The organism is Devosia honganensis, from assembly GCF_042648785.1.
Classification (GTDB): Bacteria; Pseudomonadota; Alphaproteobacteria; order Rhizobiales; family Devosiaceae; genus Devosia; species Devosia honganensis.
On the sequence record NZ_JBHRYD010000005.1, the window covers coordinates 221,204 to 234,934 of the forward strand.

A 13,731-nucleotide genomic window follows, 5' to 3' on the forward strand; every position below is an offset into this window, starting at 1 on the left:
AAAGGCCAGCGGGCCTACAAAGGCGAAAGCCCGGATGCCGGCGAGGGAACCGGCATCCGGGCTTTCTTGCGTCGACAGCTTGGCGCATGGCATCGAGGGAGGACGATAGCCTGCGTCTGCGACGATCCGCCATGTTCCGCGCCGTTGCCGGCCCGGAAAAGCGGCGGCTGGGAAATTGGTCAGAACCGGCCGATCGAATTGAAATTCTTCGGATCGATGCCGAGGTTCCGCAGATGCCGGCTTCCAGGCGTCCGGCCGGCCTCGACCGCCGCCGACACCGCAGCGGCACTGCCAAACACGGTCGCGAACGTATCGAGAGCGTTAAGGAACTTGTTCTTGCGCGGGGTGGTCATAGGGGCGGTCCTCTCGTTTTGGGGACCCGGTATCGGCCCGGGCCGCTTCCATGACCCTGAGATGGTGCCGGGATCCGCCATACGGAAGGGCCGTTTTGACATCCCAGCCATGCGCTTGCGGTAAATCTTCTGATCGGGACACCCCCTCCTGCCCGCCGAGCAAGGTCAGGGCTTGGGAGAGACGATCTCCTGCCAGGTGTCGATAAAGCGCTGCCGACGCAGCGTATCGAGCGCGACCAGCAGTCCCGGGCCCAGCGGGATGGGCTGTATCGCCCCGCGCCCGCGTGCCGCGATGGCTTCGCTGGTCCATTCGCCCGTCCCTTGAGGAATGACCGCACCCAGCGCCGTCGGCCCCGCCGCGACCGCCTGCCCGGCAGGCGACAGCGCAAAGTCGATGAATGCACGGGCGAGCTCCGGATGGGGAGCCGAGCGGGGGATGAGCATCGAACGCGTCAGGACCAGGACGTAATCGTCCGGCACCACCACCTCGATCGAGGCGCCTTCGGCCTGCCGTGCGAACGCGTAGGAGCCCAGGACATTGTAGCCCAGCGCCAGGCTGCCTTCTGCGACGCCGTTGAGAATATCAGGGCTCGACCCCGAAAACTGGGCGCCGACCCGCCCGAAGGCGCTTGCGAGGCGCCAGAAGGTCGAGGATATGGTCTGGTCCTGCGCCGCCAGCAGGTAGCCGACGCCGGACAAGGCGATATCATAGGTGGCGATCCTGCCGCGGAAGCGCTCCGTCTGGGTTTCCAGCAACTCCGCCAGCGTCAGATGCGTGCGCGGCACCTCGCTCGCGGCGATCTCGTGTGGATTGTAGATGATCACCGCCGGCTCGAAGGTGAAGCCGAAGACCTCGCTGCGCCAATGCGCCCAGTCGGGCAGGTCGGCGAGGTAGGGGCTGTCATAGCCCAGCGCGTATCCGTCATTGGCCAGCTTCAATTGCAGGTCCGAGGCCGAACTGATCAGCAGGTCCGGCTCCCTGCCGAGTTTTCCCTCCAGAAATCCCTGATAGAGCGGCAGGGAATCCCATTCCTCATAGACGATGCCGATATCGGGGCGCTGCGCCTGGAACGCCTCGATGAAGAAGGCGAAAAGCGGCGTATCGGTGGTGCCCAATATGGTCAGAACGGTGTCGGCGTTGCCATCCTTCGCCGGATAGAGGGTAGAAGCGGCCTCGACAGGGTTGGTCAGCAACAGCGGTGCCGTCAGCAGGACGGCTGCGGCGAGGCTCAGGGCGCCGGCCGCACGCCGGAGCAGGGGGAATGCGATGGAGACGGTCAGCCCGCCGCCCTCGCGGTCCTCGAGCGCCAGCTTGCCGCGATGGGCTTCGGCCACGCGTGAAACGATGGACAGCCCCAGTCCCGAGCCGATGGTGCCGCCACTGGCCTTGCCGCGCCGGAAGCGTTCGAGCACCAGGGGCTTTTCCGCATCGTCGATGCCCGGTCCGCTATCGCTCACGGAAAAGACCAGCATGTCGCCCACCACGTGACCTTCAATCGAAACCTGCCCGGTCGAATAGATCAGGGCATTGTCGACGATATTGCGCATCATTTCGCGCAGGGCCACCCGATCGCCACGCAAGGGAGCCGCCGTCGCCTCCGGCTTCAGCATGATTGACAGGCGGCGCTGCACTTCCGGCTCCAGCCGTTGCCGCACCTCTTCGACCACCGCAAGCAGCGTCGTCGTTTCGATTTCACGATTGTCCATGCGGTGGGAAATCGTCGCTTCCATCAGAAGCTGGCTCACCAGCTGGCTGGCCTGCACCGCGCCTTGATGGATGCGTCCCACGCGGCGGCGCAGCGCCTCCGGATCGTGTTCGTCCATTGCCACCTCCGCCTGTGCGCGCAGCGAAGCCAGCGGCGTACGCACCTCGTGGGCGGCTTCCGCCACCAGTCCGCTGACGCGTTCCATAGCGTTGCGCAGGCGTGCCATGAAGGCGTTGAGCGCCGAGACCAGGTGATCCACCTCTATCGGCACCGGCACGGTGATGGGCGAGAGATCGTCCGGCGGCCGGGTGCGCAATTCGTGCTCCAGTTCGGTCAGCGGCGCGAACATGCGCGACACGCCGAACCACACCAGGCCCACGGCGAGCAAGGTCAGCGCGATGACGGGCAGCACGGCGTTGGAAAGGATTTCGTTGGACAGCGCCTCGCGCTGGTTCTGCGTCTCGGCCACGTGAATGGTCACCCAGCCCGTATCGCTCGGCGTCGAGATCAGCCGGCCGATGCTCGCCACCCGCACCGTTTCGTCGCGATAGGTCATGTCGGTGAAGCTCGGCTCGGCGGAGGCCGTTTCCGGCATCTGCGCCGCCAGATCCTCATAACCGGTCACCGTCCGCGCATCGGGGTCTTCCACGGCGTAGAAGACGCGGTCCCCGCCGGAGAACATCGCGAAGGCCGCGAAGGGAATTTCAACGACCACGGCTTCGTTTTCCACCTGTACCGCGCCGGCGATGGTCAGCGCCGAGGCGGCAAGCAGCCTGTCGAAGGCCCGATCCGCCGCCCGTTCGGCATAGTCGCGGATGAAGACGATCAACACCACTGCCGCCAGCAGCAGCAGCACCACCGCCAGCGCGAAGATGCGCCGGCGGAGGGAGAAGGACTTTCCGCTCCTGTCCTTAGCCGCGCTCATGATGACCGATCATGCACCCGCACCACATAGCCCACGCCGCGCACCGTGCCGATTTCGACATTGGCGGCCTCCAGCTTCTTGCGCAGGCGCGAGATATGCAGCTCGAGGGCGTTCACCGAAACGCTCTCGTCGAAATTGAACAACTGGTTCATCAGCCTTTCCTTGGCGACCACCTTGCCGGCATGGGCCACGAGGATTTCCAGCAGCCTGAACTCCCGCCGCCCCAGCTCCAGCGCCTTGCCATCTATGGCGGCATTGAGTCCTGCCAGATCCAGTTCGAGATTGCCCACGCTCACCGTGCTCGATGTCTGCCCGCCCGTGCGCCGCAATAAGGCGCGCAATCGGGCTTCGAGCTCGCGCAGGTCGAACGGCTTGACCAGATAATCATCCGCGCCCAGGTCGAGCAGGCTGACCTTGTCGTCGATCTCCGAGCGGGCGGTGATCACCAGAATGGGCGCGTTGAACTTGCGCCGGCGCAATTCGGCGATGAGGCTGATGCCATCGCGTCCGGGCAGCATCAGGTCCAGCGCCACGGCATCGAACTGATCGGCCTCCGCGGTGGGCACGACATCGCCGCCATCGCGCACCCATTCCACCGAATGACCGGCGCTGCGCAGGCGCTTTTCGATCGCCTCGCCCAAATCCTCATTGTCCTCGACCAGCAGAATGCGCATCGAAAGGCCTCCTCCAGCGCGCGGACTGTAATGCAAATCCCGCCCAAATGGGCAGCGCCTTGTCAAAAGCCGTGTCCCTGGAGCGAGCGCCGGCAAAGTGATGGAGCTTTTTTTGTCCGCCGATCTTCTCAATACAAAGGAGATCACTGTCATGGCTACCTATACAGCGAGTTCGGGACATCAGCCCAAGGGCGATCACAACCGGCGCCTGGCGCTGGGCTTGAGCCCCGAGGCATTCGCCCGCGAGGCCGGAATTTCGGTGGAGCAGTTGCGCCAATACGAACTGACCGCGCCCGATCAGGATTACGACCCGCAATTGGCCGAACGCGTCCGCAAGACGCTCGAGCGCTGCGAAGCCGGCAGGAAGCCGAGCGAAGGCGGAACGGCGGATGAAACCGAAGCCGCTGCCATGAGGGATGGAGAAATGCCGGGCCCGCGGGACGCCGTCGTCCAGGTGCGCGATGCCGGCACCGAGGGCCAGGCGACACCGCCGCGGGAATGGGACGATCTCGACGAATCCGTCGACGAGACCTTTCCGGCGAGCGACCCCATTACGAAATACTGATGCGGCCGTTCTTCACCGCAGTAGGGATTGCGCGCCGTCGATGAAGATCGGGACGCCGGTGATGTGGCCCGACTGATCCGAGGTCAGGAAAGCGATCAGGTCGGCCACGTCTTCGGGTGTGCCGGACCGGCCTCCCGTAAGCGGAATGTCTCCTTCCGGCCATTCGACGGGTATCTCGGCGGCTTCCACGTTCCGTTTTTCGGTATTCTCGTCGATGCTGGTCTCGATGGCGCCGGGACAGATCGCGTTGACGCGGATGCGGTCCTTTCCCAATTCGACCGCAAGCTGCTTGGCCATGGCCACCTGCGCTGCCTTGCTCGCCGAATAGGCGGTGGCGCCGCCCGAGGTGAAGGTGCGGGTGCCGTTGATCGAGGAGATGATCACGATCGATCCACCGTTCCGGCGCAGGTGGGGCACCGTATAGTGGATCGTGAGATAGGTGCCCCCGAGATTGATGGCCAGCGTCCGGTCCCATTCTTCCGGGGTCAGCTCGTCGATCGGGGCCCACACGCCGTTGATCCCGGCATTGGCGACCACGGCATCGATCCGACCGAAGGCTTCCGCGGTCCGGTTGGCGGCATTCTTCACGTCCTCCGCCCGGGAAACGTCGCATAGGAGGACGAGGCTTTCGCCGCCCGCCGCTCCGATGCGATCCGCCGTTTCCTCCAATTCGCCTTCCGTGCGCCCCAGAAGCGCTACGCGCGCGCCTTCCCGGGCCAGTCGGATCGCTGCGGCCTTGCCGATCCCCGATCCCGCACCCGTGACCAGTGCGACCTTTCCCTGCAAATTCATGATGGACTCCTTTCCACGGATGAACGCCGCAAAGCCGCCCGGGTTCGACAAGAAGCAGGAAGGGTGGAACGAATAATCCCCGTCCCGCTTGTCCAATAGCGGGTTTGTGAACAAGGCGATGAGCAGTGCTTGAGACGGATCTCGATCGGAACTGGGCGCATATTTGCGTCGACATGCAATCGCTTTTCGCCGAGGAGACGGATTGGCACGTCCCCTGGCTCAGGCGGATCCAGCCCGCCATTGAAGCCTTAGTACAAAAATCGGCGCCGCGAACCATCTTCACGCGCTTCTTGCCGCCCGAGACGCCCGAGCAGATGCAGGGCGGCTGGCGACGTTACTATGAACGCTGGCCCGGCATGGTGCGCGAACGCCTGGCTCCGGAACTGCTGGATCTGGTGCCTTCGCTTGCGCGCTTCGTCCCGCCGGCGCGGGTCTTCGACAAGCTGACCTATTCGCCCTGGCTTTCCGGGACGCTGCATCGCGCCCTGCGCTCGGGCGGCGTCACCTCGGTGGTGATCAGCGGCGGTGAGACCGATGTTTGCGTATTGGCCACGGTGATGGGAGCCATCGATCTGGGCTATCAGGTCCTGCTGCCAGCGGATGCGGTGTTCGGGTCCGCCGACGCCACCCATGACGCCATGCTTGGCATCTATCACAGCCGCTTCCAGAGCCAGCTCGCCACCACCGATGTCGAGGAACTGCTCCAGCTTTGGCGGGATCAGGGATTTTGACGTCGATCGCTAAAGACAGATCGTCGCGAACGTGGCCGGCAGGAATGTGAGTATTCCCGACCCGAACGCCGCCCGATTGGCCCAGAGCGCCGTGCGAGACAGGGTCGAGACGGGACCGGTCTTGGCCCGCTGGGGAAACAGCGCCAGATATCCGAGCGGTATCAGAGCCGCTGCATAGACGATGAGCAGTATCGCGCGATGGTGCGGCCAGCCATAGGCGCAGCCCAGTGCCTGCAAGGCGTAGAGCAATACGAATGCCCCCGACCAGATCGTAAACCCCGCCGCCAGCGACCAGAGCGCATGCCTGTCCCGCCCATTCATGGAAAATCTCCCGCCGTTCCCAAAAGCGCGGCAAGACCAAGAGCGGTCAGGGCGACGATTGCGGCGTAGCCGTTCCACAGCCAGGCCAGGGTCATTTCCGTATTGCGCCGGGCCGATACATAGCCCCGGGCGAAGCGCCACAGCGCATGGCCGCTCATCAACGCCGCCAATGCGCAATGGAGCGCTGCATAAGCCAGGGTGGCGAAAATCACCGCCTGCCGAGCGTGGCCGGTCGGTTCCGGCACCGCCGCGATCAGCAGCGACAGGAGAATGAGGCCAGCCAACTGCATCAATGTGCCAGCCGCGAGAAGCGCTCCGGGCGATTGTCCCGACCCGTTGCGTTCGCGCGCGGCCCAGTCGCTGCCGGCACCGCAAAAGGCGAGGACCACCGCCAGAATTCCCAGCCACCAAGGCAGGTCGAGCCGGTCGGCACCGGCCCAGTTCGGAGCCACCACCAGCAGGAACAGCCCTCCGAAGATCAGCGAAGCGTAAAGCGTCCCGTTCATGACGAGGGTGACGCGGTTTGCCAGCACCGATGCATTGTTCGGCATTTCCACATCGAATGGCGCGGTCTGCCCCATGCCGATATCGACCGGGCCGATATCCTTCTTCCGGCCCAGCGCGATGGGCCATGCGAGAAACAATATCACCGTCGCAAGGGCACAGATCGGCGCCAGCCAGTAAAGGCCGAACAATAAGGCCAGGAAGAAGCTCCCCGTGGAAAGCGCCGTCCACAACGGCAGGAAAGTCCTTCGGGGCAGGACCATCACATGCTCGGGTGCGCCGCTGACGATGTCGACGCCCATCGTTTCCTGGTCGTTATTGCGGGCAAAGCCCAGATATCCCCGGCCGCCAGCGAGAGCCGGGCCGATCCGGGCCGGTTCGACCTGATCGGCGCGCCTGTCGATGGCGGGAATGGCCGCGAAATTATAATTGGAAGGCGGGGTTGGGGTCGCCCATTCCAGTGTACCCGCCTTCCATGGATCGCGGCGGAAGCGCCGTCCGAAGCGGAATTGCAGCACGACATCGGCAAGCGTTAGCGCAAACCCCATGGCGAGAATGAAGCCTCCCACCGATGACAGAAGGTTCAACCAGTCCCAGCCCCAATTGGACGGATAGGTGGAAATGCGCCGTGGCATGCCCATCAGCCCGGTCAGGTGCATGAGGAAGAAAGTGAGGTTGAAGCCGATGAGGATCAGCCAGAACGCCGGGATCGAAAGCCGGTAGAGGCTTTGCCGGCCGCTGATGTGAGGCAGCCAGTGATAGAGCCCGGCCAGCATGGGAAAGACGAAGCCGCCCACCAGCACATAGTGCAGATGCGCCACGACGAAATAGCTGTCATGGGCCTGGGTATTGAACGGCACCATGGCCAGCATCACCCCGGTCAGGCCGCCGATGACGAACACGATGAAAAAGCCCAGGACATAGAGCATGGGAATATCCCATCGCGGACGCCCGGACGCGAGCGTGCCCAGCCAGGCGAAGATCTGCACCGCCGTCGGAATTGCCACCAGGGCGCTCGCCGCCGAGAAGAAAGCCAGCGCAAGATGCGGAATGCCCACGGTGAACATGTGGTGGACCCACAGGCCGAAGGAAAGGAACCCGAGCGCGACGATGGCGGCGATGATGGCGCGGTAGCCAAGGATGGGGCGTTGCGCGAAGACCGGGATGATGGTCGAGAGAGCGCCTGCGCCCGGAAGGAAGATGATGTAGACTTCCGGGTGTCCGAACAGCCAGAACAGATGCTGCCAGAGCAGGGGGTCGCCACCCCGGACCGGATCGAAGAACGGCAATCCGAAGGCCCGCTCCAGCTCCAGCAGGATTGAACCCAGGATGAGAGGCGGAAAGCCCACGATCATCATCCCGGAGGTCACCAGCATGTACCAGGCCATCAGCGGCATGCGGGTGAGGGCCATGCCAGGGGCCCGCATCTTCAGGATCGAAACGAAGATCTCCACCGCCGCCGTCACCGCCGAGATTTCGACGAAGGTGATGCCCAGCAGCCAGACATCGGCATTGATGCCCGGCGTATAGGGTTTCGAGGACAGCGGGGTATACATGAACCAGCCGCTGTTCGGCGCCGCGCCTGCCAGCATCGCGGCCACGAGGATCGCGCCGCCGAAGAGATAGCACCAGAAGCCATAGGCGGTGAGGCGGGGGAACGCCATGTCCCGGGCACCGAGCATTTTGGGCAGCATGTAGATGACGAAGCCTTCGGCCATGGGAATGGCGAACAGGAACATCATCACCGTGCCGTGCATGGTAAAAATCTGGTTGTAGAGGTCCGGGCCGATAAAGGCGCTGTGGGGCGTCGCCAGTTGCGCCCGGATCAGCATGGACAGGAACCCGCCAATGGCGAAGAAAACCAGCGCCAGCACCATGAACCGTTTGCCCAGCACCGAGTGATTGACGCTGGCGAGCCGGCCGAGCCCCGGGGGCGTTCGCCAGATGGCATCGAGCTGCTTGTGCAGCCTTATGGGGGAGATGTCGCTCATGGCATCTCCATCCCGGTCAAACGGGCGAAGGCGCCAGCCTCGTGCGCTTCCACCGGAAACCACATGCCGTCATGTCCCTCCCCGCAATATTCCGCGCAGATTCCCCAGTAGACACCTGGCTCGTCGGCTTCCAGGCGGACGGTGTTCAGACGACCCGGAATGGCGTCGATCTTGCCACCCAGGCGGGGAATCCAGAACGAATGGATGACGTCCCCGGCGGTCACGACAATGTCGACGGGCTGTCCCGCGGGCAGATGCAGAACCGCGCTTTCTCCCGCAGGGGTGTCCGGATAGACGAACCGCCATTGCCAGCGCTCGGCGTGAGCCTCGATCCTGATCGGCGCCGCGCCGCGCGGCAGCAATTGTTCGCCCATGACCAGCGCGGTGCCGGTGAGCAGCACCAGGATGGGGATGGGCAGGACCAGTCCGCCACCGACGATCCAGAGCGTGGGAGTCATCCGGGAGAGCCAGCTCGTGCGCAGATAGGCCAGGGCGAACAGCCCCGTCACCAGCACGAACAGGGCCACGGAGCCGGCGAACATGATCCACCACAGACTGGCGAGGTTTGCCGCTCTCGGCCCCGCCGGATCGAGCGTGGAGAGCGCACCGCTGCAACCGGCGAGCAATGCAGGCGTTGCAGCAGGAACCAGAATTTTCGAAAGGCGGGCAATCCTATGGGCAAGGACACGGGCGACGTCGAAGAGCCGGAAATCGCGCTCGAGGAAGGTCAGGAGGTGTCCGCCGGCCATCCCAATCCGTATATCCGCGATATTGCCGCCAAGGATATCGGTTCGGCCATCGCCGTGGCGGGTCACCCCATCCACGCCATGCTGGTGCACTTCCCGATCGCATTCGTCATCGCCACGCTGGGCATCGATGTCTTCTACTGGTGGAGCGGCGATCCGTTCTGGCTGGAGGTAGGAAAATGGTCCGCCGGGGCGGGCTTCGGCTTCGGCCTGCTGGCCGCGGTAGTCGGCACTCTGGAATTGCTTGCGGTGCCTGGCATCCGGGTTCGTGTCGCCAGTTGGAACCATGCGGTGGCGGCGATGGTGCTGCTCGCCGTCTCGGGGTGCAATGCGGGCCTGCGGCTCTATTGGCCGGAAACCGTATTGCCCAACGGCCTCATGCTGTCGGTTCTCGCCAGCCTTGCGACCGCCTTTGCGGGCTGGCACGGGGGCAAGCTGGTGTTCGATCATGGCGTCGGCCTTCTCATTTCGCCCCGCCAGTGAGCTGGCCGAAAAACGCCGATAGGGCGCCGGGCGTGAGAAAGGCCGATATGGCCTCGGGCCATTCCAGCCGCGGCTTGCCCAGGACCAGGACGAGGATCGCGCCGATGGTCAGCAGCGTCAGCGGCACCGCCAGTGCGAAGCGCCATGCCGGATAGGCGTGTCCGGCCTCGAACAGCCGGAGGATCACCAGGCCGGAAAAGATATGGATGCCGGTCATCGCCACCACCGCCAGCAGCTTGGCGGAAAACCAGTTCTCGTACACGCCCAGAAGGAAGATCAGCGCCGTTCCCGAACCGATGGCGATGAAGGCCGCCGGGGAGACCAGCCCGACATAGAAAAAGCGGGTGAATGCATGCAGCCGGTGCAGTTCTTCGCCCTCCAGTCCCTTGCGCTGGCGATAGAGAAAGGGCAGGGCGACCAGCCCGCCCGACCAGAGCGCTATGGCCGCGACATGGATGAACTTGATCCATGCGACGATCATCCCCGGGCCTCGCGGCCGGGTCCGAGCGCTCCCGCCAGCCGCCACAGCACCAATGCCATCAGCGGCAGGTTCGCCGGCACCCACATGATGAGGCCGCCCAATTGCTGATCGCCCAGCGGCGATAGTCCGTAGGCTGGGGTTGTCGCTAGATGCGGTGCATAAAGAGGTTGGGGCGCGAACACCAGCAGCGCACCCAGCAATCCCATCTGCATGGCGCTGCTCAGCGCGGCGACGCCCACCGCCATCGGCGCTTCGCTCCAGATCAGCCCGCGCCAGAACCAGGCGAAGCCGGCAAGCAAGCTGGCTTGCATAGACCAATAGAGCGCAGGGGAGGTAAAGGCAGACACGTAAAAATCGGGTACGTGCCAGAACCACAATATCGCGCTCGACACCGCCAGCGGAGGCAAGATCGGCAAGCCCCGGACGGACGGCGCCGGAAGCGCCAGAGCCAGCATCGGCGCCATGACCATGGCCAGGAAGACATGATGGCCGACGCGGGCGGAGAACAATGCGACGGTAAGGGCACAGAGCGGTGAGACGAAAAGCACCGCGCTCAAAACCCAGGCTCCGCCAAAAGCCCAGCGGCGTGGTCCTTCGGCATGTCGCATCCACGTGGCGCCAACGACGGCCAGCAACGTCAGAACTGTGAGCAGAATCGGATCGAAGTTCCACCTTTGCCAAAGCTCGTCCGGCAGCGGCGGCGAACCGCAATAGCTCATGTCGAAGGAGAAGGTTGACGCTGGATTCATTTCCGGTCCCGGGGGGATGCAGGGCGCTTGGTCTACCGCCCCTCGCTGGAGACGAGGGGCGGGGTATCGATCGTTGGACGCCTCAAGGCTGAGCGGCGCCTTCGCCCGTGGCTTCCCCGCCCGGCAGGGCGTAGGCAATGAAATAATCGCCGATCGGGGTTTCCATGAAGTCGTGGCCGCCGGCATTGATCACCACGATCTGGCGCCCGCCCGCTTCGTAGGTCATGGGGCTGGCCTGTCCGCCGGCGGGCAGCTCCACCTGCCAGACCTCCTCACCGGTCTCGATGTCGATGGCGCGGAACAGATCGTCCGTCGTCGCCCCGATGAAAAACAGGCCCGACGCGGTGATCACCCCGCCGCCATTGTTCGGCGTGCCGATATCGATGGGTAGCATAGACGGGATGCCGAAGGGGCCGTTCTTGCGGGCCGAGCCGAAGGGATGGTCCCACAATATTTCGCGGCTGTTGAGATCGATGGCTGCGATCCCGCCATAGGGCGGCTCCTTGCAGAGCAGGCCGGTATAGGGCACGCGCCAGCCGGCATTGACCCGGATGCCATAGGGCGTCAATGCCTGCGGGCTGATCGATCCATGCGATCCCGATCCCGCGCCCGGGGTATAGTTCGGATCGGTAATGGGCAGGATTCCCAAGGCATCCACTTCCTCGCGGGGCACTAGCTGGTTGTAGTTGGGCATGTTGTTGTAGTTGGCGATCATGATGCCCTTTTCGGGATCGATGGCCACGCCACCCCAATCGGTGCCGCCGTTGTAGCCGGGAAACTGTATCCATGGCCGGTCGACGGTCGGGGGTGTGTAGACCCCGTCATAGACCGCCTGCCGGAACTGGATGCGGCACCAGAGCTGGTCAAGCGGCGTTGCGCCCCACATCTGCGCTTCGGTCACATCGGGCTTCAGCAGGTTCGGGAAATCGGTGACATAAGGCTGGGTCGGCGATAGCCGCTCCGGCTCGACGCCGCCCTGCGGTGCGGGGCGCTCCTCGATATTGACCAGCGGCTCGCCGGTGGCGCGATCGAAAATGTAGAACTGCGCCTGCTTCGAGGGCATGACGATTGCCGGCACCGGTCCATCGGCCGTGGGGAAGTCCACTAGCGTGCCCTGGCCGCCCAGATCGTAATCCCAGATGTCGTAATGGACGGTCTGATAGTGCCAGGCCACCGCGCCCGTCTCCACGTCCAGAGCCACTATGGCGGTGGAGTAGGTGTTTTCCGCCTCGGAGCGGTCGCCGCCCCAATAATCCACGGCGGAATTGCCCATGGGGATGTAGACTAGGCCCAGTTCGTCGTCGCCCGAGGCGATGGTCCAGCTATTGGGTGTGCCCGGCGTATAAATTTCGCCATCCGGCGGCAACCCGGTTTCCCCGGGGCGGCCCATGTCCCAGGCCCATTCCAGTTCGCCGGTTACCGCGTTGTAGCCGCGGATGACGCCGGACGGCGCCTCGCGGGTCTGGCCGTCGCTGACCTGGCTGCCCACGACCAGAACGTCGCGCACCAGGGTCGGCGGGGAGGTCGGGGCGTAAAAGCCCGGAGCGCTGTCGCCGATGCCATCCATCAGATTGACTATGCCGCCATTGCCGAAATCGGGGCAAAGCTGCCCGGTTTCGGTGTCGAGGGCGATCATGCGCGCGTCGTGGGTCAGATTGACGATGCGGGCGGCGCAAAGCTCGGTCTGCTCTGCATTGGGATCTTCGAAATAGACCTGTCCCCGGCAGGAGGCGTTATAGCCGATGGCATCGGTGGAAACGACCGGATCATAGGTCCAGAATTGCGTGCCGGTCGCCGCATCCAGCGCCGTTATCTTGTTGAGTGCGGAGCAGAGATAGAGCCGGTCTCCGATCTTGACCGGGGTATTCTGGTTGCCGAACGCCTCGTCGCCCTCCGGCAGGTCGCCGGTGCGGAACTCCCAGATTTTTTCAAGCTGTCCGACATTTTCGAGATTGATCTGTGTCAGCGGTGAATAGCGCAATGCGTGCTGCGTGCCGCCATAGGCCGGCCAGTCCGCCCCGGCTTCAAATGTAACGTAACCTGGGCCGGTCACCGCCGGGGCGGCTTCCGCGTCTTCCGCCGCAGGCGAAGTCGGCTCAACCGGCGGGCCGGCATCGGCGGGCGGCGTCGTGGGTTCGGCAGGTGTCGAGGAGGGTTCGCCGGGGGTATCGGTGGCCGGTGGAGCTACGGGAGCTTCCGGCTGGCCGATCGGCTCGTCCGTCTCCTGCGCTACGGCTGTTTCGACGCCATTATGAGCTATGCCGACGACGCCAAGGGCTCCCGCGAGCGTCACCATGGCCGCTATTGCTCCCGTGCCCAGACGCCGGGCCGAACCACGCAGCGCCGGCAGGGTGGTCAGCACCAGAATCAGCACGACGGTCGGTGCCACCAGCCGCGGCACCTGTGCCCAGCCGTTGAAGCCCGCTTCCCACAAGGCCCAGATGACCGTGCCGGCATAGGTGACGAGATAGACCCACATAGCCATGATATCGCGGCGCAGCAGGAACCATGCCGTTAGCAGCACTCCCAACCCCGCAGGTAAATAATACCAAGAGCCGCCAAGGATAATGAGATAAAGGCCGCCAGCGGCAATGGGCAGGCCGAAAATGACAAGTAAAACGGCGACGATCACCGCCCACCAGAATGCTGGTCCCCGAGAAGACCGTTGCTGTGCTGTCGAACCGGCCATGCCGCCCTCCCTTTTCTCACT

13 protein-coding genes are annotated in these 13,731 nt (G+C 64.2%); 3 read left to right on the plus strand and 10 right to left on the minus strand.

Annotated elements, in window-relative coordinates; all coding sequences use genetic code 11:
* Nucleotides 1–179: 179 nt before the first annotated feature.
* From ACFOOL_RS07945 to ACFOOL_RS07955, 3 genes are all read right to left on the minus strand, one after another.
* Nucleotides 180–353, minus strand: coding sequence for a hypothetical protein (locus ACFOOL_RS07945; RefSeq protein WP_380096421.1), 174 nt, complete (start codon nt 351–353; stop codon nt 180–182).
* Nucleotides 354–518: 165 nt separating this feature from the next.
* Nucleotides 519–2,984 carry a sensor histidine kinase gene (locus tag ACFOOL_RS07950; protein WP_380096422.1) on the minus strand — a complete coding sequence of 822 codons (2,466 nt, stop codon included), beginning with the start codon at nt 2,982–2,984 and terminating at the stop codon, nt 519–521.
* Nucleotides 2,981–3,658, minus strand: a complete 678-nt coding sequence (locus ACFOOL_RS07955; protein WP_380096423.1) for a response regulator transcription factor — start codon at nt 3,656–3,658, stop codon at nt 2,981–2,983. The genes ACFOOL_RS07950 and ACFOOL_RS07955 overlap by 4 nt, the downstream gene beginning before the upstream one ends.
* Nucleotides 3,659–3,809: 151 nt before the next feature.
* On the opposite strand from ACFOOL_RS07955, the gene ACFOOL_RS07960 reads away from it, so the two are divergent.
* Entirely contained in the window at nt 3,810–4,223 is a 414-nt protein-coding gene (locus ACFOOL_RS07960; RefSeq protein WP_380096424.1) for a helix-turn-helix domain-containing protein, read from the plus strand.
* A 12-nt stretch (nt 4,224–4,235) separates the two neighbouring features.
* On the opposite strand, the gene ACFOOL_RS07965 is transcribed toward ACFOOL_RS07960, so the two are convergent.
* The gene (locus tag ACFOOL_RS07965) at nt 4,236–5,015 is read right to left on the minus strand and encodes an SDR family oxidoreductase (RefSeq protein WP_380096425.1); all 780 of its coding nucleotides are present in this window, start codon (nt 5,013–5,015) and stop codon (nt 4,236–4,238) included.
* 125 nt (nt 5,016–5,140) lie between these two features.
* Here ACFOOL_RS07965 and ACFOOL_RS07970 point away from each other — a divergent pair, with 125 nt between their 5' ends.
* Nucleotides 5,141–5,746 (plus strand): cysteine hydrolase family protein, encoded by a 606-nt coding sequence (locus ACFOOL_RS07970; protein WP_380096426.1) that lies wholly within the window; start codon nt 5,141–5,143, stop codon nt 5,744–5,746.
* A gap of 9 nt (nt 5,747–5,755) precedes the next feature.
* On the opposite strand, the gene ACFOOL_RS07975 is transcribed toward ACFOOL_RS07970, so the two are convergent.
* The 3 genes from ACFOOL_RS07975 to coxB are packed head-to-tail and all read right to left on the minus strand — an operon-like array spanning nt 5,756 to nt 9,311.
* Complete coding sequence (locus tag ACFOOL_RS07975; protein WP_380096427.1) at nt 5,756–6,067, minus strand: hypothetical protein; 312 nt, start codon at nt 6,065–6,067, stop codon at nt 5,756–5,758.
* Entirely contained in the window at nt 6,064–8,562 is a 2,499-nt protein-coding gene (gene ctaD / locus ACFOOL_RS07980) for a cytochrome c oxidase subunit I (protein WP_380096428.1), read from the minus strand. The genes ACFOOL_RS07975 and ctaD overlap by 4 nt, the downstream gene beginning before the upstream one ends.
* Nucleotides 8,559–9,311, minus strand: a complete 753-nt coding sequence (coxB, locus tag ACFOOL_RS07985; RefSeq protein ID WP_380096429.1) for a cytochrome c oxidase subunit II — start codon at nt 9,309–9,311, stop codon at nt 8,559–8,561. Before coxB ends, ctaD begins: the two co-directional genes overlap by 4 nt.
* Between coxB and ACFOOL_RS07990 the strand changes: the two genes are divergently transcribed.
* Nucleotides 9,297–9,791 (plus strand): DUF2231 domain-containing protein, encoded by a 495-nt coding sequence (locus tag ACFOOL_RS07990; protein ID WP_380096430.1) that lies wholly within the window; start codon nt 9,297–9,299, stop codon nt 9,789–9,791. The two genes, coxB and ACFOOL_RS07990, sit on opposite strands and share 15 nt — an antisense overlap.
* Here ACFOOL_RS07990 and ACFOOL_RS07995 read toward each other — a convergent pair.
* The 3 genes from ACFOOL_RS07995 to ACFOOL_RS08005 all read right to left on the minus strand — a co-directional run bounded on the left by ACFOOL_RS07995 (nt 9,772) and on the right by ACFOOL_RS08005 (nt 13,710).
* Complete coding sequence (locus ACFOOL_RS07995) at nt 9,772–10,272, minus strand: CopD family protein (RefSeq protein ID WP_380096431.1); 501 nt, start codon at nt 10,270–10,272, stop codon at nt 9,772–9,774. The two genes, ACFOOL_RS07990 and ACFOOL_RS07995, sit on opposite strands and share 20 nt — an antisense overlap.
* The gene (locus tag ACFOOL_RS08000) at nt 10,269–11,021 is read right to left on the minus strand and encodes a cytochrome c oxidase assembly protein (RefSeq protein WP_380096432.1); all 753 of its coding nucleotides are present in this window, start codon (nt 11,019–11,021) and stop codon (nt 10,269–10,271) included. The genes ACFOOL_RS07995 and ACFOOL_RS08000 overlap by 4 nt, the downstream gene beginning before the upstream one ends.
* An 82-nt stretch (nt 11,022–11,103) precedes the next feature.
* Complete coding sequence (locus ACFOOL_RS08005; RefSeq protein ID WP_380096433.1) at nt 11,104–13,710, minus strand: membrane-bound PQQ-dependent dehydrogenase, glucose/quinate/shikimate family; 2,607 nt, start codon at nt 13,708–13,710, stop codon at nt 11,104–11,106.
* Nucleotides 13,711–13,731 lie beyond the last annotated feature (21 nt).